This window comes from Polyangium jinanense (assembly GCF_028435265.1).
Lineage (GTDB): Bacteria > Myxococcota_A > Polyangia > Polyangiales > Polyangiaceae > Polyangium > Polyangium jinanense.
In genome coordinates, this window is record NZ_JAGTJK010000020.1 from 144,582 (window position 1) to 165,980 (window position 21,399).

At 67.2% G+C, this 21,399-nt stretch carries 17 protein-coding genes; 9 read left to right on the plus strand and 8 right to left on the minus strand.

Features of this window, described 5'->3' with window-relative positions; all coding sequences use genetic code 11:
* Positions 1-40 precede the first annotated feature (40 nt).
* Positions 41-1,729, plus strand: coding sequence for a serine/threonine-protein kinase (locus tag KEG38_RS30225; RefSeq protein ID WP_272423382.1), 1,689 nt, complete (start codon positions 41-43; stop codon positions 1,727-1,729).
* Positions 1,730-2,044: 315 nt separating this feature from the next.
* On the opposite strand, the gene KEG38_RS30230 is transcribed toward KEG38_RS30225, so the two are convergent.
* Complete coding sequence (locus KEG38_RS30230) at positions 2,045-2,827, minus strand: chlorite dismutase family protein (RefSeq protein WP_272423383.1); 783 nt, start codon at positions 2,825-2,827, stop codon at positions 2,045-2,047.
* A gap of 80 nt (positions 2,828-2,907) precedes the next feature.
* On the opposite strand from KEG38_RS30230, the gene KEG38_RS30235 reads away from it, so the two are divergent.
* The 4 genes from KEG38_RS30235 (at position 2,908) to KEG38_RS30250 (ending at position 7,104) form a co-directional block, all read left to right on the plus strand.
* Positions 2,908-4,512, plus strand: coding sequence for a PAS domain S-box protein (locus KEG38_RS30235; RefSeq protein ID WP_272423384.1), 1,605 nt, complete (start codon positions 2,908-2,910; stop codon positions 4,510-4,512).
* Positions 4,509-5,489, plus strand: a complete 981-nt coding sequence (locus tag KEG38_RS30240) for a serine/threonine protein kinase (protein ID WP_272423385.1) — start codon at positions 4,509-4,511, stop codon at positions 5,487-5,489. The genes KEG38_RS30235 and KEG38_RS30240 overlap by 4 nt, the downstream gene beginning before the upstream one ends.
* Positions 5,486-6,259: a ribonuclease H-like domain-containing protein gene (locus KEG38_RS30245; RefSeq protein ID WP_272423386.1), complete on the plus strand. Its 774-nt coding sequence runs from the start codon at positions 5,486-5,488 to the stop codon at positions 6,257-6,259. The genes KEG38_RS30240 and KEG38_RS30245 overlap by 4 nt, the downstream gene beginning before the upstream one ends.
* Positions 6,260-6,579: 320 nt before the next feature.
* Complete coding sequence (locus KEG38_RS30250) at positions 6,580-7,104, plus strand: hypothetical protein (RefSeq protein ID WP_272423387.1); 525 nt, start codon at positions 6,580-6,582, stop codon at positions 7,102-7,104.
* 4 nt (positions 7,105-7,108) lie between these two features.
* Here KEG38_RS30250 and KEG38_RS30255 read toward each other — a convergent pair whose 3' ends face one another.
* Positions 7,109-8,695: a POT-type proton-dependent oligopeptide transporter gene (locus KEG38_RS30255; protein WP_272423388.1), complete on the minus strand. Its 1,587-nt coding sequence runs from the start codon at positions 8,693-8,695 to the stop codon at positions 7,109-7,111.
* Positions 8,692-10,077: an adenylate/guanylate cyclase domain-containing protein gene (locus tag KEG38_RS30260; protein WP_272423389.1), complete on the minus strand. Its 1,386-nt coding sequence runs from the start codon at positions 10,075-10,077 to the stop codon at positions 8,692-8,694. Before KEG38_RS30260 ends, KEG38_RS30255 begins: the two co-directional genes overlap by 4 nt.
* A gap of 551 nt (positions 10,078-10,628) precedes the next feature.
* Here KEG38_RS30260 and KEG38_RS30265 point away from each other — a divergent pair.
* Entirely contained in the window at positions 10,629-11,966 is a 1,338-nt protein-coding gene (locus KEG38_RS30265) for a DUF4403 family protein (protein WP_272423390.1), read from the plus strand.
* A gap of 25 nt (positions 11,967-11,991) precedes the next feature.
* The gene (locus KEG38_RS30270) at positions 11,992-12,501 is read left to right on the plus strand and encodes a hypothetical protein (protein ID WP_272423391.1); all 510 of its coding nucleotides are present in this window, start codon (positions 11,992-11,994) and stop codon (positions 12,499-12,501) included.
* Positions 12,502-12,874: 373 nt separating this feature from the next.
* Here the strand turns inward: KEG38_RS30270 and KEG38_RS30275 are convergent, their stop codons facing one another.
* The 4 genes from KEG38_RS30275 to KEG38_RS30290 all read right to left on the minus strand — a co-directional run bounded on the left by KEG38_RS30275 (position 12,875) and on the right by KEG38_RS30290 (position 17,749).
* The gene (locus KEG38_RS30275; RefSeq protein ID WP_272423392.1) at positions 12,875-14,176 is read right to left on the minus strand and encodes a M1 family metallopeptidase; all 1,302 of its coding nucleotides are present in this window, start codon (positions 14,174-14,176) and stop codon (positions 12,875-12,877) included.
* 476 nt (positions 14,177-14,652) lie between these two features.
* Entirely contained in the window at positions 14,653-15,405 is a 753-nt protein-coding gene (locus KEG38_RS30280; protein ID WP_272423394.1) for a hypothetical protein, read from the minus strand.
* An 85-nt stretch (positions 15,406-15,490) separates the two neighbouring features.
* Complete coding sequence (locus KEG38_RS30285; protein ID WP_272423395.1) at positions 15,491-16,297, minus strand: hypothetical protein; 807 nt, start codon at positions 16,295-16,297, stop codon at positions 15,491-15,493.
* Between the two features lie 117 nt (positions 16,298-16,414).
* The gene (locus KEG38_RS30290; protein WP_272423396.1) at positions 16,415-17,749 is read right to left on the minus strand and encodes a hypothetical protein; all 1,335 of its coding nucleotides are present in this window, start codon (positions 17,747-17,749) and stop codon (positions 16,415-16,417) included.
* Between the two features lie 1,034 nt (positions 17,750-18,783).
* Here KEG38_RS30290 and KEG38_RS30295 point away from each other — a divergent pair.
* Positions 18,784-19,182 (plus strand): hypothetical protein, encoded by a 399-nt coding sequence (locus KEG38_RS30295; RefSeq protein WP_272423397.1) that lies wholly within the window; start codon positions 18,784-18,786, stop codon positions 19,180-19,182.
* Here KEG38_RS30295 and KEG38_RS30300 read toward each other — a convergent pair.
* On the minus strand, positions 19,175-20,164 hold the full coding sequence (locus tag KEG38_RS30300; RefSeq protein WP_272423398.1) for a hypothetical protein: 990 nt from the start codon (positions 20,162-20,164) through the stop codon (positions 19,175-19,177). The two genes, KEG38_RS30295 and KEG38_RS30300, sit on opposite strands and share 8 nt — an antisense overlap.
* Before the next feature lie 238 nt (positions 20,165-20,402).
* On the opposite strand from KEG38_RS30300, the gene KEG38_RS30305 reads away from it, so the two are divergent.
* Positions 20,403-21,386, plus strand: coding sequence for a sigma-70 family RNA polymerase sigma factor (locus KEG38_RS30305; protein WP_272423399.1), 984 nt, complete (start codon positions 20,403-20,405; stop codon positions 21,384-21,386).
* Positions 21,387-21,399: the final 13 nt, after the last annotated feature.

The following is a 21,399-nucleotide window of genomic DNA, read 5'->3' on the forward strand; positions in this document are numbered from 1 at the left end:
CCTTGATGCCGCGGATGTCCTTCGGGCATCATCCGGTCCCATGCGCACGGGAGACGTCGTTGACGGACGCTTCGCCATTCTGGAGCGCGCCGGCGTCGGCGGCATGGGGTCCGTGTATCGAGCACTCGATCGACAGACGACGAAGCTCGTCGCGATCAAGGTTCTCCACGCGCCCGACATGACCTCGCAGGCCCGCTTCCTCAAGGAGGCCAAGGCTCTCGCAGGGCTCGAGCACCCGCACGTCGTCCGCTACGTGACGCACGGCATCTCGCCCGACGGCGAACCTTACCTCGTGATGGAGTGGCTCGAAGGCGAGAGCCTCGATCGGCGCCTCACCCGCGAGCCTTTGCGCCTCGAAGAGTGCATCGATCTCGCGCGACGCATCGCCGTGGCCCTCGGCGCCGCCCACACGCGCGGCATCGTCCACCGCGATGTCAAGCCGAGCAACGTCTTCCTCGTCGACAGCACAATCGAAAAGGTCCGCCTCCTCGATTTCGGCATCGCCCGCCTCGACGACGCGTCGAGCGGACTCACCCGCACCGGCAACGTCCTCGGCACCCCAGGCTACATGGCGCCCGAGCAGGCGCGCGGCGACAAACGGTACGTCGACGCCCGCGCCGACGTCTTCTCGCTCGGCTGCCTGCTCTACGAATGTTTGGCAGGCCAACCTCCTTTCCACGGCCCGCACCCGATGGCGATCATCACGAAGCTGCTCGCGGAGGAGGCTCCGCGTCTGCGCACGATGCGCCACGACGTCCCCGAGGCCCTCGACGCGCTCGTCGGCCGCATGCTCGCCAAGGAGCCAGGCGCGCGCCCCTCGGACGGCGCCGCGGTCGCCACCGCGCTCGACGCCGTCTCCAGCATGAAGAGCGTCGAGCCCCCGCCGCCCTCGATTCGCTCGCGCGCGTTTGCCGAGATCTTCCCCTCGATCCCGCCCTCGTCGCCACCCTCGTCGGATCCGACGCTCGGCATGGCGGCCACGATGCCGGGCCTCTCGTCGTTCCGCGAGCTCTCCGAATCCTCGAGCCAGCGCCCCTCGTCGCCGCCGCCCGAGCCTCGATCGAGCCGCATGGTCGATCTCCCGCCGGCGAGTGTCTCCCCGGCGAGTGATCGCCGCTGGTTCGAACGTCTGCCGCGCCCAGCAGGCCGGAGCCAGTTCCGGGTGAAGGGCATCGCCTACAAGGGCATGCTCCATTATGTCTCGACGCGTCTCGACGGCGGGATGCAGTCGCTCACGAATACGTTCCGCGATCCGGTGCTGCGCGAATACCTCGGGCAGCCATTCCTCGCGTCGAGCTTCTACGATTTCTTCCCGCTCGTCGCGGCGAGCGCCGGGTGCGCGTCGCTCGCGAACGTCCAGCTCGACATCTTCGCGCAGGGCCAGGGTCGGGCGCAGGCCAAGTACGACGCCGAGCACGCATATCGCTCGTTCATCCAGGGCCGTTCGATCGACGATTTCCCCTCGCGCTTCCGGCTCATCGCCCAGCGATATTACGATTTCGGCGAATGGGAGGCGAACTCGTTCTCGCCGGGCACGATCACGTTCGTGCAGCGAGGCATCCCAGCGTGGGCCATTCCCTGGTACTCCCCGCTGCAATCAGGCTACATCTCGACGCTCGTCGACCTCGTGTCGAACAAGCGCGCATCCGTGACCGTCTACCCGACCCGCCGCGACGGCGTGATCGAGGGCATCCAGACGGTCATCCTCGAGATGGACGTGTCGTACTGAAGGCGGCGTCGCGCCGGGGCGCTGCCCCGGACCCCGCGGGGGCTATCCGCCCCTCGACCCGGACCAGGGCAAGCCCTGGACCTTCAGGGGAAGAACTGCGCGATGCGCAGTTCTTCCCACAGGCACGGGCGTTGCCAGTCGAAATGGCAGCGCGGCTGTCTTGATTGGCAGGGTCGTCGCCGGTCTTGCCTCGGCCTGTTCGATGAACTGCGCATCGCGCAGTTCATCGACCCCGAGTCCAGCGCTTGCGCTGGTCCGGGTCCAGGGGCGGACAGCCCCTGGTGGGGCCTGGGGCAACGCCCCAGCGAAAACGCTTCAGCCGAGAACCCGTCCCACGAAGAACGGCCCCATCTGGCTGATGAACTCGCTCGTTTGTCGCGTCTTGCGCATCGCTTGCACGATGTGCGACAGCGGGTGCAGCTCCTTGCCCACGAGACCGATCACGAATTCGTTGTCTCGCGCGTCGAGCCCGTGACATGCGAGCCGGATGTCGTGCGCCAGGTCCTTTGCTCCGTAGGCCTTCCCGATCGTCCCGTGCTCGCGCAGGATCGAGCCCTGCTCTCGCGGCTCGAGCTTCGCGAATGCCCCGCTCCGGCGCAGCGGGTACCACACTGCCCACGGCCATGCCGGGTTTGCCACCGTCTCCGCTGGCCGCCGGAGCAGCCAGAATTCGAGATCTTGCTCGTAGCCCGTCGAATAGGTACGCCCGAGCATGGTCATGTCGGGCCGAAGGTGCAGACGCGGCGCGGAGCCCTCGTCGAGGATCGCCGGGCGGACCACCTCCACGAAGACCGCGGGATCTTCGCCCCACGTGAGCAGACCGATGCTCGAGGGATCGTTCACGTCCTCGTAGACCACGACCCCGACACCCTTGCTCGCGATGGCCGAGCGGATCGAGCGCGCCTTGCGCGTCACGCCCTCTGCGTTCGAGGCTTCGGCCTGGAATACCAAGAGCTGCATGAACAGCCGCCGATCCTGCGTCTGCGGCTTCCCGTCACGCGGGGCTCCGCGCTCGCTCACATCGATGACCGGGAGTTCCTCGCTGCCCTGTCCGTGGCTGTGTCCGGCCGCTCGGCCGCTCGGGTTCGCTTCGCTCATGTTGCAAGGGCTACCTGCCTCGGCAGCCGGCTGCAAGGCCGGATCGCCCGGCGCGGCGGCAGCATGCTAAAGCCGAAGTCATGGATACGAGTGCGCTCAAGGCGGCGCTTCTCCCCGAGCGGGAGAACCTCATCGAGACCTTGATCGTCGAGATCCTCGAGGTGGCCCCGTTTTACCGCGAGTTCCCGCGAAGCGCGCAGGTCGCCATGTCCGCCCGCTTGATCGACCTTTACCTCGATGCCCTCGACGAGGTGAACCCCGAGGCGCTGCGCACCTTCGGGATCGAGATCTTCACGCGCAGGCAAGAGCAAGGCGCGTCGCTCCTCGAGGTCCTCCACGGGATCTCCATCGGCCGCCGCGCCATGGCCCGCGGCGCCCTGCGCATCCTGTCCACGGCTGAGCTCGCAGGGCAGGTCATCGAGCGTGCCGAACAGGTCGCCGACGAGCTCGTGCGCACGGCCGTCGCTGTCTACGAGAAGCGCCGCGACACCGAGCGCCGCGCCTTCGAGGCCCTCGAAGAGCGATACCAGCGCCTCTACCAGCGCACCCCTGCGATCATGCACTCCATCGACCGCGAGGGCCGCATCACGGCCGTGAGTGATCACTGGCTCGACGTGCTCGGCTACACCCGCGACGAGGTACTCGGCCGCCACTCCATCGATTTCCTCACCGAGGCGTCGCGCAAGACCGCCGTCGAGGTGAACATCCCGAAGCTGCGCGCAGCGGGGCACGTCGAGAACGTCCGCTACCAGTTCATCCGAAAGAACGGCGATCCCTTGGACGTCCGCCTCTCCAGCGTGGCCCTGCGCGACGAGCGCGGCGAGAACCTGCAGTTCCTCGCGGTCGCGCAGGACATCTCGGCCGAGATGGATGCGACGCGCGCCTTGCGCGAGAGCGAGGAGCGCTGGCGCGGCCTCACCGAGCTCGCCCCGCTCCCGCTCGCCGTGCACAAGGGCGGCGTGTTCCTCTGGGTCAACGAGGCCCTGTCGCGGCTCCTCGGCGTACCGCGCGACGAGCTCGTCGGGATGAACGTCATGCGCATCGTGCACCCCGAGGATCACGAGCTCCTCCGCGCGCGCCTGCAACAGAGCCGCGAGGGCCGCGTCTCGCTCCCGCCGATCGAAGAGCGGTACCTCCACGCGGACGGCACCATCATCTACACGGACGTCGCCGCGCGGCCTGTCGTCTTCGAGGGGGAGAACGCCACGCAGATCGCGGTCGTCGACGTCACGGCGCGCAGGCACGCGGACGAAGTACAGCGGCAGAACGAGGCTCAGGCGCGCCTCATCGAGGCCCAGGAAGCGACCCTCCGCGCGCTCTCCACGCCTCTCATCCCCATCGGCGAGGGCATCCTCGTCGCGCCGCTCATCGGCCGCATCACGGGTGACCGCGCCGCGGGCATCGTGGAGACCATCGCCGCGGGTGTGGTCGCCCAGGGCGCGCGCGTCGCCATCGTGGACGTCACGGGCGTTCCCGAGGCGGACGCGTCGGTCGTCGAGGCGCTCGTCCGGGTCGCGCAGGCCATCCGCCTCCTTGGCGCCGAGGTCGTCATCACGGGAATCCAGCCCTCGATCGCCCGCACGCTCGTCGATCTCGGTGCCGATCTCGGCAGCCTGACCACGCGCGGCACCCTCCGTGATGGTATCACCCATGCGCTCCGGGCCCGCCCGAAGAGACGCGCATGAACACGACCGACCTCTTCCTCTCGCTCACCCCGCACAAGGTCCTCGAAGCCGTCGAGGACGCGGGGTTTCCCGTCAATCCCCTCTGCTACCCGCTGAACTCGTTCGAGAACCGCGTCTACGAGGTCGAGCTCGAAGATCGCTCCCGACTCGTCGCCAAGTTCTACCGCCCGGGTCGCTGGAGCCCCGAGCAGATCCTCGAAGAGCACCTCTTCCTCGCCGACCTCGCCGAGGCCGAGGTCCCGGTTTGTCTCCCTCGAACGCTCCGCGGCGGCGGCACCCTCGGCACGATCGACGGCATCTCGTATTGCCTCTTCCCGCGTGTGGGCGGCCGCGCGCCGGACGAGCCCGATGCAGACCTCCTCGAGCGCCTCGGCATGCTCGCCGCGCGTATCCACAACGTCGGCGCCGGGCGCCCCGCCGCGCACCGCGTCCGCCTCGATGCGGACGCGTTCGTTCGGCAAAACGTCGCGTTCCTCCGCGACAAGGGAAGCATTCCTGCGCGCCTCCTCCCGCGCTACGAGCGCGCCGCGCGCGCGATTGCGGACTTCGTCGACGAGGGCCTCGAAGGCACGCCCGTCCACCGCATTCACGGCGATCTGCACCTCGGCAACCTGCTCCTGCGGGACGGCGTGCTCTCGGTCGTCGATTTCGACGACATGGTCGTGGGCCCGGCCGTGCAGGATCTATGGCTCCTCCTGCCGGGCGAGGGCGTCGAGGCGCGGATCGCGCTGGAGAGCTTCCTCGAAGGGTACGAGGCCCTTCGCGCCTTCGATCGAAAGAGCCTTCGCCTCGCGACGCCCCTGCGTGGCCTGCGCCGCGTCCATTATGCGGCCTGGATCGCGCGCCGCTTTCACGATCCCATCTTCCCGCGCACGTTCCCTCATTTCGGCACCGAGGCGTACTGGGAGGAGGAGACGCGGGATCTCGAGCAGATCGTCCGGATGATCACCGAGGAGCGCGGGGGCTTCCAGGCATGACCGCGTATGTCGTGTTCGATTTCGAGGCGATCCTCGACAAGGACAACCCCCTCCCCGAGGGCGCGGATCCGGACCGCGTCCCGGCCGTGCCGCACCTCGCCATCGTCTCGGGCGCGCTCCTCGCGCTCGTCGTGGAGAGCGGCCACGTCCGCGTGCAGCCCCCGCGGCTCCTCGGCGGCCCCGAGGGCGGCGACGAGGCGGCCATCCTGCGTGATTTCGTCGGCATGGTGGGTGAGCGCCGCCCGGTGCTCGTCTCGTGGAATGGCCGCGGCTTCGATCTGCCGCTCGTCATTGCGCGCTCGGTGCGCCACGGCATCGTGGCTCCGTGGCTCTGGGATCGCGATTTCGAGGATCGCTACCGCGGGAACAAGCACGTCGACCTGCAAGACGCCGTGAGCTTTCGTGGCGCCGGCCGCGCCGCGCGCATGGCCTCGTTCGCGTGCCTCTGCGGCTGGCCGGGCAAAGTCGGCGTCGACGGCTCCGACGTCGAGGGCCTCTGGGCGAAGGGCCCCGAGGGCCGCGACGCCGTGCGCCGCTACAACCTCGCCGACGTCGCCTCCGAGGCCGCCATTCTGCTGCGACTTCTCGTCTGTCGGGGTGATCTCACGCTCGACGAATACCGCGACGCCGCTCGCGCGCTGCTCGCGCACGTCGACGGGGACCCGCGCCTCGCCGTGTTACGTCCCGCGATCGATCGCCGGATCTTTTTGCTTGCGGATGTCGAGCGCACGGAGGGCGAGGGGGAACCGGCGGTGGTGGCAGCGGGGTAGCGCGGGGGGGGCCGGCGCCGTGCCGTGCCCTGGTGCGACGCATCGGTCGGAAATTGGCGGCGCGCCCTGCGGCGTGGGTAGCATTCATTGCCATGGCTCCCCCCAAGTTGGCCCGAGGCATCGCCTCGCCGTCGCGGCCTCCGCACGCGGCGACGGTCTCTCCCAGCCGTTCCGTGCAGCCGAAGGCGCCGTCGCGGCCTCCGCACGCGGCGACGGTCTCTCCCAGCCGTTCCGTGCAGCCCTCCTCGGCCCGGCCCTCCTCGGCCCGTCCCCCGCATCCGGCCACGGTCGGAGCGCCGCGGGCACGCGAGGCCGGGCCCGTGCAGCCCATGATGGCGCTGCCGACCCAGGACGAGCTCATGGAGGGGTACCTGGACGCGTACGACGCGCGGATGGCGTGGCGCGAGAACACGCACGGGAAGCTCGATCAGGACTGGTTGAACGCGTTCTTCACGCTCGAGAACAGGGTCTATGGGATGCGCAACGGCACCGTGACCCATCAGGCCGCGGCTCATGCGTGGCAGCAGTTTCAGGCGCAGGGCGTCAGGCCCAGGCGATACGTGTCACCGGCGGAGCGCCTGGCGCGGCAGGTCTATGCCGACATGAACACGCAGTTCGCGACCTGGGACGGTACCTCGAAGAACCGCGGGGCCTGGTGGGGGTCGCCCGCGCCCGGGGACACGACGGGGGCCACGGCCGTCCCCCATGAGGTGATCGAGTATTTGAAGTTCTGGGCGCCCAGCAAGGGGTGGCAGTTCAGCTCCAGCGACAGCGGCGGCGTGTCCTTCAAGCGATGGAGAGACGGGAACAGCACCGCATTCATCTATCACATGCTGCCGCCGTGAAGCCTCACGCCTTCCGATAATGCTCCACGCTCTTGTACCGCGTCGCGTACGCGCCGAACGCAAGCGCGAAGAGGAACGCGAAGCCCGCGAAGAAGAACATCTGGAACGCGGTCGTCGATAGGCCCGTCTGCGCCGTGATGGCGCTCGTCAGACGCTCGTTTTTCATACCCGCGTTCACGATCAGCACCCAGAGCCCGCCGACCGTGACCGACAGCGACCAGAAGCTCATCAGCGTGCCCTTCATCTTCGCCGGCGCCTGGCTGTAGGCGAATTCGAGGCCCGTCGTCGAGACCAGAACCTCGCCGAGCGTCAGAATCGTGTACGGCAGGAGCTGCCAGAGGATCGAGACCTGCTCGCCCGCGTCGATCCAGCGCTGGATCACGCCGATCACGATCCACGACACGCCCGCGATCGCGATGCCCGCCGTCATGCGCCGGAGCGGCGTCGGGTCGAGGCCGATCTTCCGGAGCAGCGGATACGTGACGGCATTGTTGAAGGGAATGAGCAGCATCACGAGCAGCGGATTGATCGCCTGCATCTGCGAGGCCGTCTCCAGGATGCTCCACCCGGGCAGCACCATGGCCTTGCCCTGGATGATCCACGTCGAGGCTTTCTGATCGAAGAGCGACCAGAACGGCGTGACGAGGGCGAACACCACGAGCACCTTCAGCACCGATCGCACGCCCTCGACGTCCTCGTCCGGGTGCACGCCGCGCGCCGCTTCGAGCGAGAGCAGCACGCCCGGGCCCGCGAACACGAGGAAGGCCACGATCGCGAGGCAAAACGACGCGACGAACCCGAGCGTCGGGATCAGGAAAAAAGAACCAACGAACCCGAGCAAGCCGAGGCCCGCGAGCACGCGCCCCGCCCCGCGGCCCTTTTGCAGCGCCGTCCACGCGATGCTGCCGAAGGAATGGGGATCGGCGGGGGAGGGGGGGACCACCACGTACGTCTTGCGCCCCATCCAGAAGATGAGCGTCGCGATGAACATCAAGATGCCCGGGATCCCGAACGCGATGCTCGGCCCCCAGTGCTTGAGCGCCCGCGGCATGAGCTGCGACGCGAAAAACGAGCCGAAGTTGATCACCCAGTAGAACGCCTCGAACACCCCACGCGCGAGGTGCTTGTTCGTCTGGTCGAACTGGTCGCCGACGAACGACGACACGCACGGCTTGATGCCGCCCGAGCCGAGCGCGATCAGGAAGAGGCCCGCGTAAAACCCGGTCTTGTTCGCCTCGAAGACGGCGAGGCAGCCGTGCCCCACGCAGTAGAGCAGGGAGAGCCAGAATATCGTGCGATACTTGCCGAGGAAGCGATCCGAGATCCACCCGCCGAGCAGCGGGAAGAAATAAACGCCCATCACGAAGACGTGGAAGACCTCCTTCGCGGCCCCGGCCCGGTCCTTCTCGACGAGGCCGAGCAGGAGATACCCGATCAGGAAATCCGTGAGGATGTTCCGCATCCCGTAGAAGCTGAAGCGCTCGCACGCCTCATTCCCGATGATGGACGGGATCGACTTCGGGTACCTGGCGGCTGCCTGGGCAGGGGCAGCCTTGGGGATCGCGGGCCCATCCTCGACTTCGGTCGTCATCGTGCGCGGGGCTCATCCTTCCGGGGATCGCCCTCCGAGACAAGCACATTCGATTGCAGCGCGCGGTAGCGCTCCCAGAACACCTCGTTCGGCTCGACGCCCCGTTCGTCCTGGCTGAGCGCCGGCAAGATGCGCTCCAGGAAATACATGTCGAGCTCGCCCTTGCCCTTCACCGACACCGCCCCGCGCGCCGAGAGCTCGAAGAAGTCCTTCACCCGCTCGTACGTCGTGCGCGAGACGTTGATGCGCCAAAGCTCCCCCGACGACTCCATGCGGCTCGCCGTGTTCACCGTGTCGCCCCAGACGTCATAGGCGAACTTCTTCGCACCGACCATGCCCGCCATGAGCGGCCCCGAGTGCACGCCGATGCGCACGCCCTGGAAGTGCGCCTCATGCCCCTCCACGTCGCGCCGGATCCGAAGCGCAAAGAGGCAAGCATCCACGGCATGCGTCCGCGTCGGCGAAGGCAGCCCCGCCGCCACCATGTACGCATCGCCGATGGTCTTCAACTTCTCCACCCCCGAGCGATCCGCGATCGCATCGAAGCGGCAAAAGTAGGCATCGAGCATGGCGACGAGCGCCTCGGGCGGCATGGTCGCAGCCTTCGCCGTGAAGCCCACGAAATCAGCGAATACGATGGTCGCCTCCTCGTGGAACACAGGCTTGACCGAGCCCTCGCGCGTGAGCTCGGAAGCGATCGGCGAAGGCAGGATGTTGCAGAGGAGCGAGTCAATCTTCGCCTTGTCCCGCGCGATCTCCTCGGACTGGCGCTGGACCGTGCTCCCCTTGGCCCAGCCCTGCTGCCGCAGCCGGTCACTCAGGTGCACGAAGACGCCGGAGACGAGCGCCGCAGCGCTGAGGTCCTGGAGCGCATAGTTGCGCTCGGGCCCCTCGAAGCCCATGCCCGCGAGCATGCCCGTCACCCAGAAGACGAGGATCGCCGCGCCGAGCATGCCCCACGCGTACCGCCGCCGGACGGGCGCGAGCGGCGCGAGCATGAGCACGAACATGAACCCGCCGAGATAAGGGCCTTTGCCGCTGGTGAGCCCCGTGATGAGCCCCGTCGCGCACTCGAGGCACACGCAGAGCGCGAAGAGAGCGCGACTCGCGTGGCGCGGCGCCGAAGGGAAGAACGAGAAGGCGATCGTCAACGCACCCGCAAAGGTGAGGCTCAAGCGAAGGAGCAAGAGCGACGGGAGCTCAGGATGGAGCGCCGCGTCGAGCCGCAGATACGGCAGCCAAGCAAGCGCGCAGATGAGCCCCGAGACGCGCAAGATCTTCCACGACTGAAAAGCGAGCTCGTCGTCGAACGTCTCCGGGTACCCACCCTGGCGCTCCCCCGCGCCGAAGAGCCACGTGAAGGCTTTCTCCGCGCCCGCCATGTCTCGACCCTACCAAGCCAAGCCCCGCCTCCGCAACGCCCTTCGCGCGAAGAAAATTACACCCGCCTTAATCGTTTGGCGGGGCAATCTTGACGGGGGGCGTTGCGCTGGGGCGTTGCCCCAGGCCCCAGCAGGGGCTATCCGCCCCTGCACCCGGACCAGCGCAAGCGCTGGACCCAGGGTCGATGAACTGCGCGATGCGCAGTTCATCGAACAGGTCAGGTCAAGACCAACGACGACCCTGCCAGCCAAGACCGCCGTGACTGGCAACACTGTCCCCGGTCTTGCCACCGGCCTGTGGGAAGAACTGCGCATCGCGCAGTTCTTCCCCGATCGGTCCAGGGCTTGCCCTGCAAAGGGGGGCGGACAGCTACAAAAATTTCCCCCGCATCGACTGCGCGAAGCGCAGTCGATGCCCAGAGGTCCAGGGCTTGCCCTGGTCCGGGTCGAGGGGCGGATAGCCCCCGCGGGGCCCGGGGCGGCGCCCCGGCGAGGCGCCTTCCACATGAGACCCGTTGACACGCGCCGCCTGTCCGTCTTTTTTGGCACGCATGTCGCGAACCTCGATCGCCGTCCTCCTCGCCGCTGTTGTTGTCTCTGCTGGGTGCGGTGCGGGCACGCCGGTGTATCCGCCTCGGCCGCCGGCTACGCCTGGCGAGCCTGTCTCTGATCCGGTTCCTTCGCGTGTCGTCGTGCATGCGACGATCACGGGGGCTGCGCTCCAGCGTGAGCTCGAGACGGCTGTCCCGCGCACGGGGGATGGCACGTTCCCGATGCTTGGCAACGAGCGCAAGTACACCTGGACGCGTGGGGCCATCGCGGTCCGCTTCAACCAGGGCCGCATCGCGCTCGACCTGCATGTCGATGCGAACGCCGACATGCCCATTGGCAGCCTCGACGTCCCGCTCGAGTTCTCGATCCTTGCCGAGCCTGTCGTCACGAGTGAGTACAAGGCGAAGCTGCAATCGCTCGAGGTCAACGTGAAGAGCGATGACCGCGTCATCAAGGCTGCGGATGCGGCGGCGGACATCCTTGGCAAGGTCAAGTCGGCGGTGAAGGAAAAGCTCGAGGCGTTCGAGTACGACCTTTATCCGACGCTTGCCGAGGCTCATGGCCGCCTTGCGCGACCCATCGAGCTCCCGCTTGGGAATGCGAACGGCTGCGCGGCGCTCCAGGTCGTCTCCGTCGAGGCGGGGCCGACGGTCCTTGCGGGTGGGTTCGAGAAGGACCTTGCGCTCGTCGTTGCGCCTTCGGTCACGATCCCCTGCCAGCCACCGAATCCTGACGCCAAGCTCCCGCCGCTTGCCAACGTGGCCACGCTCCAGCCGGGCCCGTTCTCCGTCACCGTGCCGATCGTTGCCAAGTATGACGAGCTTGCGAAGGCGATGGGCCTCGTCTTCACCGACGGCAAGTTCTTCTTCTCGAAGGAGCACCCGAAGCTCTACATGGAGAAGCCCGAGATCTACGCCGCGAAGGATCAGCTCGTCTTGAAGCTCCACATCGCGGGGCATGTCGACAACCCCGTCAGCTTGGACCTCGACGGTGACCTCTTCATGACGGGCCACCCGACGGTCGTGGACAACGAGCTCCGCATCCCGGACCTCGAGCCGACGATCGAGACGAAGAGCTTCCTCTTCAAGCTCAAGGCCTCCATGGATGCCGACAAGATCCGCGATCAGGCGCGGGATGCGCTCCGGCTCGACATCGGCGAGCGGCTCAAGTCGGTGCGCGACAAGCTCTCGAACGACATCTCGTTCGCGAGCGGCCAGGGCTGCATGAAGGCCCAGGTCCACAAGATCGAGGTCAGCAGCGTCCACGTGCACGGCACGTACATGCGCGTCTACGTCACCTCGAACGCGAGCGCGTCCGTGTACATGCCCTGTCCGTGACCCACCTCGCGTGCTAGGGAGGTGCATGCGCGCCTTCCTTGTTGCGACCCTCTTCCTCGCTGGTTTCTCCCTCTCCTGCGCGTCGGCGGACGACGGCTCCATTCGCCCCGAGCCGCCCGCCGAGACGCCGAACGCCCTTGCGCCTCTGCCTCAGGAGTTCGCGCAGCTCGGAAAGCCTTGCCCTCCGCCGGACCAGAAGACGGACTACGCGGCCCCGTATGCTGGATGCGGGAAGGATGGTCACGTCGGCATCGTGACCGTGGGTCGACACACGGGCTTGCCGGAGGGCGCGCAGAAGCTCGAAGGCTCGATGGGCAAGGTGCAGGTGCTCATCGAGTCCGAGCGCGTGTGGGTGCAGGGGACGTGTGTCTGGTGCCGGAACCTCACCGAGCAGACGAGCGTCGTGCACCTCGCGTACGCGACGGACGAGCAGCTCATGCAGATCCAGATGCAGGCGGAGCTCACGAACAAATCGCCGCTGCGCGACGCGGAGGCGTGGCGCGCGGCGGTCGCGGCGTGGGAGCCGAGGAAATAACGCGCGCGGGGACCATCGTGCCCCTAAGAAGGCGCCTCGCTGGGGCTTTGCCCCAGACCCCACCGGGGCTATCCGCCCCTGGACCCGGACCAGCGCAAGCGCTGGACCCGGGGTCGATGAACTGCGCGATGCGCAGTTCATCGAACAGGCCGAGGCAAGACTGCCAACCACCTTGCCAACCAAGACAGCCGCGCTGCCCTTTCGACTGGCGACGCGGTTCAACCGGCCCGTTGGAAGAACTGCGCGGAGCGCAGTTCTTCCACCACCGGTCCAGGGCTTGCCCTGGTTCGGGTCGAGGGGCGAACAGCCCCCGCGGGGCCCGGGGCAGCGCCCCGGCGAGGCGACCCCAAGAAGAGACCCATGCTCAGCGCCCTTAGGGCTTTCCGAGGCCCTTCAGCCAGCCATTCACGTGGACAGAGATGTCCGCGCCCGTCTCGGCCTCGATCGTATCGATCATGTCCTGCATCCGGGCCGCGCGGTTCTTGAACGTCCCGTAAAACTTCGCGAGCGCCGCGTCGAGCTTGTCCCGGCCGACCTGGGCTTCCACGGCCCGGTAGAAGAACGCGCCCTTCATGTAGGTGACGGTCGACCACAAGGGGTGCGTGATGAGGTCGATCGTATTGCACGTGTCCAGCATGAGGACCGTGTCCTGCTCCATGATCACCGCGTCGAGCTGGGTCTGGTAATCGCTCCAGATCGCTTCGCCCACGGCCGTGCCCCCGACGGCTTCGAGCCCGCGGGCCGCGAGATACGAGACTGTGCCCTCGGAGAGCACGAAATCCTCCCAGCATGCGATACGCACGCCGTTGCCGAACCAGCCGTGCGCCGCCTCGTGTGCGTGCGTGACCGGATCGTTCATCGAGTCGCTTCCCACGTGCCAGTACGGGTGATGCTCCATGCCCCCGTATGCGCCCGGCCCCCATTTCGCTGAGACCGACCCGACCTCGCCGCCGAACGAGTAGGCTCCGTAGGTCTTTTCGAGCCAATCGAACACGGCCGCCAGATCCTTCGTTCCTTCGGTCGCGGCTGCTTCCTCGCCGGGCAGATGGTAGACGCTCACCTTCGTGCCCGCCGTGGTCGTTCCGAGCGCGACGTGCGTGTATTCGCCGAGGGCGAAGGCCGGCATGTAGGTCGGCGCGTCGGCCGGGATCTCGGCGGGGAAGACGGCGTCTTTGCCCATCGGCACGCCCGAGAGCGTCATCTCGAATTTCACGCCCTCCGAGGGCACGGATTTGCACGGAAAGAGGTTTCCGCAGAAGCGCGGCCACAGGAACGTGAGCTCCTCGGCGAGATACCCATCGAAGTTCTTCTGCGTGGTGAATGCGTACTTGATCTGGAGCGTGGTGTTCTCCGCGCTCTCTTTCACGCCCACGTCGAGCCTTCCATCCTGGACCGCGTATTCGAGCTGCCCGCTCGCGTCTTCGACGCTCTGAATGACGAGCCCGGCCACCTCGAACGAGGCGCCCGGCTTTCCCGCGGGCGCGAGATCGATCGTGGCTTCGCCGGTCATCGCCGTGACGTCGAGGGCGAGTGCAGTCGAGAGGATGTCGCGATCGAGGTTTTCCGTTGGCGCGACGGGGATGGGACCGGGCTCCGGCCCCTCGCCGCCGTCCCCGCAGCCGGCGAGGAGGAAGAGGGGGATCGAGGCCCAAGCGAGCGTGAAGAGGTGTTTCATGCGGCCAGGGTACGAGCCGGGCGGCGCGGAGGTCAACGGCGCTGGATCCGGGGCATTTCGGCGGGCGGGCATGGCTTCTTCGACCTGCTCGGCGGACCGAGGCGCGGGGGATCGAGGCTCATCGGAGCTGCCCGCCCGAGCCACGCCGTCCCCCTCGGCTGCTTCTCGGACCTGCTCGAACCCCCGGAACGACCCCCTTCCGAGCAGATCGGACCTTCCCGCAACACCCGAGCCCACCCCCTCCGAGCAGGTCGGAGAAGCTCGCTCGTGCCGGCGAAGGGGTGCGCGAGCAGGTCGGAGAAGCTCGCTCGTGCCGGCGAAGGGGTGCGCGAGCAGGTCGGAGAAGCTCGGCACAGGCGCGGGGTGGCGCGGGGGACATGATCGGCTCTTGTCGCGGGTGCCGGCGGTTGGTGGTTCGGGCAGGTCGGAGAAGCTCGCCGGGACCGGCGGCGGGGGAGGGGAGCAGGTCGGAGGAGCTACGGGGTGGCGGCCGTCGCCTCGACGGGGGAGGGCGGGGGAGGAATCTCGGGCGAGGCTTTGCTCTTCGCCGCGTCGGCGGCGCTCTTTTCGAGGAGGTCGAAGTAACCGAAGATACGTGCGTCGAGGTCTTTGGGCAGGCTCGGATCCTCCTGGAGCTCCAGGGCGAGGTTTTTCCGGGTGCGATTGAGGAGGCCGATGACTTCCCCGCGGAGGCGGGTCGCGTCTTTGCGGGTCTTCGTTTCGAGGTCGGCGCGGGCGCTGAGGAGGGAATCGATGGCGACGCCGGCGTTCAGGAAACTGTCAGCCCAATCGTAAAGGGTGCCGCCGCCGGCGACGGGGAACAGGGCGAGGTCTGGTTGCAGGTCCACGAGCGCGGGCTTTCGGTCCATGGCCGCCTTGGCTTCGGCGGGATAACTGGCCCCGAGGTCTTCGAGGGTGGGAATGAATGCGGCGCGGATTTTCCGAGCGGCCGCGCGAATGTGCTCGGGGATGTCGGGGTGGCGGTCGTAGGCTTCGAGGAGGTGCCAGAGGGAATACCCGAGGGCATCATGGCGGGCGTCGGCGGCGCTGAGGTCGTCGGCGAGGGGTCGGCCCGCGGCAATGGAGGGGAGCTTGGCGAGGGCGTCGCGTCGGGCCGTGAGGAGCTTGGTGCTGGCGGCACCGGAGGCGAAGCTGACGAGAGCGGCTTTTCGAGTCGTGAGGAGATCGTTCAATCCGACGAAAAGAGCGATGAGAGAGATATGGCGCATGGGGTGGGAGGTTACAGGGGTGGGAGGGGCGGGGGCAAGGGGGATGTGAGGAGCGATGTAGGATGCTGCCTGCGCTGCCGCCCCGTCACTCGTCTTCGACGACGCGGATGGGCAGCCACTGGAACCCGGTCACGCCCGCGTCGCGGAAGATGCGCCAGACCTTGGGGGTGACGACGAAGTACGGTTGCCACAAGACGGCCGTCTTCAGGTCGCCGTTCCACCGAACGTACCCGAAATGCTCCCACATCCGGTTCACGTCCTGGGCTCCTTCGACGTCCTTTGCGCGGTAGGCGAAACGCTCGGGGCTCGTCGAGTCGATTTTGCCGCGCCTGCAGGACTTGCATGCGCTGTCGAAGTCGATCCCGGTCGAGCGCGGCGACATCGGGGGGAGCGTGTGCGACGCCCATAGCTGCCGCCAGATCAGCTCGATCGGCGCCTCGTCCGGCTGGTACGCGTACACGCTCCGGAGGGAGAGCCCCGAGAGGTTGGCTCGCGCGAGCGTCTCGGCGAGCGGCTGGTCGACGAGGATCTCGCTGTAGCTGGATACAGCGCGAAATTGGCCGAGCCTCACGGTTTGTGGGCCCGCGCCATCGATCCAGTACGTCCCGGTCTGCCGCATCCCCGCGCCGCACGCCGGGCAGGCGTTCGAGAGATCGTACTCCGTGTAGAAGCGGGGACCTCCGACGATGTGGTTCTCCGACAGCGCCTGTACGACGATCAAGCGCGCGGCCTCGTACTCCTCGTCCGTGTACTCGTCCCAACGATCCTCCGACCATTGGACCTTGTAGGCGAGCAGGAGCTTCTGCAGGGTGAGGAGGCGAGGGTCGTCGATGTCGAGCGTAACATAAACGAAAACTTGCTTCAGAACCTTGTTGTCGCTGACCTCGGCCACATCCGGACCACACCCCGCGGGGCCCAAGACGGTCTGTTCGCGTCTCGGAACGTCATTCCCGTCAAACTTTACCCGTACCTTGGTTTTCATCGTGCCACTTTCACCCGCCTGGTCCGCTTACTTCTCGAAGTAATGCGCGATCGCCTTCAACCAGTGAGGCGACTTCTTGTACGCTTCCTCGTATGCCTTCCATAGGGCCTGGCGGTTTTTCCCTGGAATGTGTAGCGTGTAATTCCTTAGCTCGTTCGTCACCACCGTGTGCGCCTCCTCCGAGAGGATCACGGACGGCCCGTCCAGGGCATCGAGGCCGATGTCTAGCATCTTCTTGGTCTCGTAGATGTGATGCGCTTGCCACGCCCCACCATGCTTCGTCGTGAAGTGCCGCATCACCCGGAACGGCCCGATGACCTCCGCCTGCGCGAGCGCCTTCGTCAGCTCCTCTCCGAACTCCTCCGCCAGGTACTTGGCCGCATCCTCCGACAGCTCACTCACGTTCTTGATGACGACCTTCTCCCCGCGTTCCAAGGCCTCCGACGTCGCCTTCATGAACTTGTTGCCCAGCGCCATCGCCACCGGCGAGAACATCACGGCCGCGGCCGCCGCCTGGAGCCTCGGGTCGTTTGGCCCGTCGGCGTTCATCCCGCCGACGATCCCGTATTCCTTTCCGTCGGGCCGATAGAGATCCTCGTTCATTTGCAGGTTGAAGATCGCCCCCGCGATCACGACCTGCTCCAGGATGGCCCCGGCCCGCGTCTTCTCCTTCCGCGCCTTGCACCCCTCCTTCGTCTGCTCGCACGACGCCACACTGGAGACCGGCGCTCCGGGTCGAAACACGCGCTCCGGCAACGCGCCGCCCCGATCCACCAGCGTGCACGCCTCGTCCACACACTTCGGCGGATGCACCTCGTCCCGTTTCGGCAAGGTGGACGTCGTCGGTAAGAGCGGCTCGTTCGAGAGGACGCCCTGTGGCGCGGGTTGCGGCTTCTCTGGCGGACGTTCCGGCATCTTCTTCACGCCGGGCGGCACGACGTCCCCCTGCATATCCTTGACCTGCTGAGGCGGAGGCTTCTGCGACTCCGCATCCTCGACGGGCGCGGACGTCCCTGCCTTGCTCTCCTCGGCCGGAGCCTTGGGCGCAGTCTTCGCCGGTGCCGGCTTCGGACGCGGCGGCGGCGCAGGACACTTCAACTTGTTGTGCGGCGGCGGCAAGAACCGCACGTTTTCTGGCGGCGCATAAGGGTCGTAGACGAAGACCGTGAGGCCATTCGTCTTGGCCGTGAAGACCGCCCAGTCTTTCGTGATGACGGTCGCGCTTCCCGACAGGGCAAACCGGTCCATCTTCGGGTGCCCCGGAAGCCTGACACAGACGGGGATCTCCGCGCGGGCGAGCGACGGCGCGCACAGGAAGAGAAGGACCAGCGGCGAGCACGCGGCAAGGATACGATCGCGCATGCGACCTCCCGCGCCGAGGATACCGGTCCTTCGAGCCCCATCAATGACCCATCGGTTCTCACAGCCCTCGGCGCGCGGCGAGGGAGGGCGGCCGAAGGGGCCGCGTCTTCAAGAGGTCAGGCGGACACTCCTCATAGGTTCACCCATGGTTTGTCTCACCCCCTTGCCCCTCATCCCCCGGACAAACTATCCTCCCGCGCATGCCCCCCCGACGCCTCCTTCTCAGCGTCCTCGCAACCGCCTCCCTTTCCGCCGCGATGTTCCTCGTGCTCCCCTCGTGCACGGTCGACTACTATATTAACGGGGACTGCCCTCCTGGCACCTCCGAGCGCTGCTGTCCCTGCCCGATCCCCGAGGCGTGCCCGGATCCGGATTTTCCGGGATACGTCAAGCCGAGGCCGATCCCGTGGGACTGCGCGAACGCGTGTGATGGCCCGCCACCGTTGCCTCCCCGTTGCACCGATGGAGGCGCAGATGGCGGCGACGCGGATGGTGGTGCCGAAGGCGGCATGTCCTCGCTCTGCCCCCCGGGCACGTGCGCGCCCAAGAGCCCGCAAAGCTGGGAGGGCCCCATCGCCCTCTACTACGGCCCGGACTTCGGGGCGCCGCCCTGCCCGGAAACAGCACCCACGCTCGTCTTTGAGGGCTGGCCCGAGCCCGATCCGATCGCGTGCGAGACATGCTCGTGTGATTGGCCCGTCGGCACGTGCTCGCCCCCCACGACGTGGACCGTGAGTGCCGGGTCATGTTCTGATCTTGGTGTCAATACAAATTTCGACGCGCCGACAAACTGGGATGGCTCCTGCACGGCGAACACCTCGATCCAGGAAGGTAAGACGTGCGGCGGTGTCCCCTGCGTGGGAGCAATCACGATCGACCCACCCGTGATCGAGGAGCAACCCTGCACCCCTCACGGCAATGGCGATCCGATCCCAGGACCGGCACACTTCACGGCGGGAGATGCGTTCGGCCCTTTTGGTCGAGCCTGCACGGGGGCCCCGTGGCCCGCGTGCGGGCAAGAGGAGAAGGTGTGCGTGCCCAAGCCCCCGAGCTTCGAGACGTGCATCATGCGAGAAGGGGATGAAGCCTGCCCCGAGGGCTGGCCGATCAAGCACCTCCTTTATGGAGAGGTGAACGATCAACGGGAGTGCACCGCGTGCACGTGCAGTGCGCCGAGCGGTGGGAGTTGCACCGCGTTCGTGGCGCTGCACGATGACTCCGCCTGTGTGACGCTGCGGGGCTCCAACATCGTGCACGCGGGAGATCCTACGCTGTGCATGGACCTGTCGCCGGGAGCTGGGCTCGCAGCCAAGTCGGCCACGCTCCTCACGTACGAGCGGGGAACGTGCACGCCCGAGGGCGGGCAGGCCGTCGGAGAGCTCGTCCTTTCGAACGCGCGAACGTTCTGCTGTCTGGACGCTTCGGCTACTTGAAGGACGTCACGAGGCGCGCCCCCGTGATCACGGTCGCCCATGGGGTCTCCCAGACGGCCGGACGATTGGATGTGTTGATCTGGGAGCGGGGGAGCGTCGCCGCGACGTCGAGATCCGCGCGGATGCTGAACGGTCCTCCAAGATGCTGCTGCATCCCCACACGCCCACCAACGCCCGCGAACCCCGTGCGGTTGAGTTGCGGATACGCGCTATCCACGTCCTCGGTCAACCTCGCGCCCCCGATGACGAGCCCGCACACGGTAAATCGGCCGGGCCGATAACAGAGAGCAGCGGTACCCGAGGCCGTGAGCACCTCGAAAGCCGTGAGGCCGAGGGGCCTCGTCTCGAACCACGGGGTGACGCGTGCGTCGCCCTCGAACCACCACGAGCCCCGCAACCGAACCGCCGCGCCGAGCTGCACGCCGGGGACGATTTCGGGAGCCATGCCGGTCGCGAGAATGGGACCCGCGCTCACCTCGAATCGCGGGGGCACGTCGGCAAGCCCGGCTGAAGCAGGCAGCGGCGGAGCTGCGGGGGTTGCGGGAGGAGGGGGCGGAGCTTGCGAAGGTGGCGGAGGCGCGGGGCACGAGGCGGGAGGGGGCGGTGGCTCGACGACGGTAGCCGCCTTTCCCTCGTGCAGGATGTGGACGGAGGCGAGGAGGGCCGCATTGTAGAGCACCTCGAAGCAGCACGTCGACGCCGGGAATTCACGGTGCACGGTGTCGACCACACGCCCGTCGAGCTCCTCGATCTGCATGTCGACGGCGTGGTCACCGGCCTTCGTGCGACCCATACGAACGCGGAGCGTGCGCGATGCGGGCGGTTCGAGGATCGGCTTGGAAAACTGGTTATTCAGGAGGGCGGCAAACTCCTGTCCCCGGTCGCACGCCGGGAGCTTCGGGTCGACGCTGAACTCGACCTGGTAATGGAGTAGCTCGTCGGCCTTGGCCCGAGGAGGCACGAGGACGAGGAAGAAGACCACGAGGGCAGTGGCGTAGCCGGGGCCACGCACAACGCCTCGGAAAGCCCCTCCCTGCGTGATCCGCTTCACCGTCCTGGGCCCGCCGGAGGAATTTTTGGGGGGCATGTCGTTTTACCACGCGCGTTTGGGTCGCTTCTGTTCCTTAGCAGATGGCAGGGTGGTCAAGACAGACCGTGGAGGCAAATTGGTAGACGCGCACAGGAGGGAGCACGAGGATCTTGCTCGGCACACCGAGAAAATGCGCGCCCGTGCGCGAAAAGCGGGGATCCCGCATATCGACATCGATGATGTCGTCGGCGAAGCGTTGCTCGTCGCCTGCAAAGAAGACGAACCTAGACCGCCGCCCGAATGCGAAGAACGTGTCGTTGCCTGGCTGCTCGAGCTCGTCGACTGGCAGGTCATGGCCTACTGGACGAGGCGCGCGCGTCGCTCCCGGGAGATCCTCTGGCCCGATCCCGACGCGGAGGAGCTCGTGGCCGACAGCCGCGACCACGGCAGTGTCATCGAGGCACGCCAGCAGATCGAGCTCGCGTTGAAGGAGGTGCCCGCGCACGTCGCCGAGGTCGTCGTCGCGCGATGTGCGTACGGGATGCGGCTCAGCGAGTTTGCTTGCGAAACCGGGATCAGCAAGAACACCGTGAGCTCGTGGTTCCAGCGCGGGGAGCAGGCGTTTCGCGAGGCGCTGGTATCCCTCGACAAGCCGAAGCGTCGTCGTGGGATGGTGCCGCTGTTCCTGCCGTTTGGCGATTGGCTGCAATCGGCGCTCCGAGGATTGGGACGCGCGCTCGAAAGCATGTTTTCCAAGCTGGTTTCCGGGCTCGTCGCTGGGGCGGCGGTGGTCGCGTTCACCCCATCGAGCCTGGATGCGACGGCGGGAGAACTTGGGCAGGCCGACATGTCGGTTGCACAGCGTGAACCACACCGAGTCGAGGCGCGGCGGTTTCACCAGAGGCCCGGGACCGCCGATGTCATCCCCAAGGCGGCCGACGTCTCGATGCGGTCGAGCCCCCCGCGGCCGACCCCGAAGCAGGGCGAGCGCGCGACGAAGGGGACGCGACCGAGCCCGGATCCTGGCCTTCTCATTCTCCTCGCGGCGAAGTCTGCGCTTCAGCAAGGGACCCCGGGAAAGGCGCAAGCCTTGCTCGAAGCGGACGCGGCGAACCACCCCGATTCTGCGAATCAGCGCGAACGCGACATGCTGCGTGCGCTCGCACAGCCGTAGCGTCGCTCGTCAC

Coding starts and splice junctions, on each gene's coding strand:
- KEG38_RS30280 (WP_272423394.1), bottom strand. CDS start 15,405: ATGCGCCATATCTCTCTCATCGCTCTTTTCGTCGGATTGAACGATCTC.
- KEG38_RS30305 (WP_272423399.1), top strand. CDS start 20,403: ATGCGCGCCCGTGCGCGAAAAGCGGGGATCCCGCATATCGACATCGAT.
- KEG38_RS30230 (WP_272423383.1), bottom strand. CDS start 2,827: ATGAGCGAAGCGAACCCGAGCGGCCGAGCGGCCGGACACAGCCACGGA.
- KEG38_RS30225 (WP_272423382.1), top strand. CDS start 41: ATGCGCACGGGAGACGTCGTTGACGGACGCTTCGCCATTCTGGAGCGC.
- KEG38_RS30255 (WP_272423388.1), bottom strand. CDS start 8,695: ATGACGACCGAAGTCGAGGATGGGCCCGCGATCCCCAAGGCTGCCCCT.
- KEG38_RS30235 (WP_272423384.1), top strand. CDS start 2,908: ATGGATACGAGTGCGCTCAAGGCGGCGCTTCTCCCCGAGCGGGAGAAC.
- KEG38_RS30290 (WP_272423396.1), bottom strand. CDS start 17,749: ATGCGCGATCGTATCCTTGCCGCGTGCTCGCCGCTGGTCCTTCTCTTC.
- KEG38_RS30265 (WP_272423390.1), top strand. CDS start 10,629: ATGTCGCGAACCTCGATCGCCGTCCTCCTCGCCGCTGTTGTTGTCTCT.
- KEG38_RS30270 (WP_272423391.1), top strand. CDS start 11,992: ATGCGCGCCTTCCTTGTTGCGACCCTCTTCCTCGCTGGTTTCTCCCTC.
- KEG38_RS30275 (WP_272423392.1), bottom strand. CDS start 14,176: ATGAAACACCTCTTCACGCTCGCTTGGGCCTCGATCCCCCTCTTCCTC.
- KEG38_RS30260 (WP_272423389.1), bottom strand. CDS start 10,077: ATGGCGGGCGCGGAGAAAGCCTTCACGTGGCTCTTCGGCGCGGGGGAG.
- KEG38_RS30240 (WP_272423385.1), top strand. CDS start 4,509: ATGAACACGACCGACCTCTTCCTCTCGCTCACCCCGCACAAGGTCCTC.
- KEG38_RS30245 (WP_272423386.1), top strand. CDS start 5,486: ATGACCGCGTATGTCGTGTTCGATTTCGAGGCGATCCTCGACAAGGAC.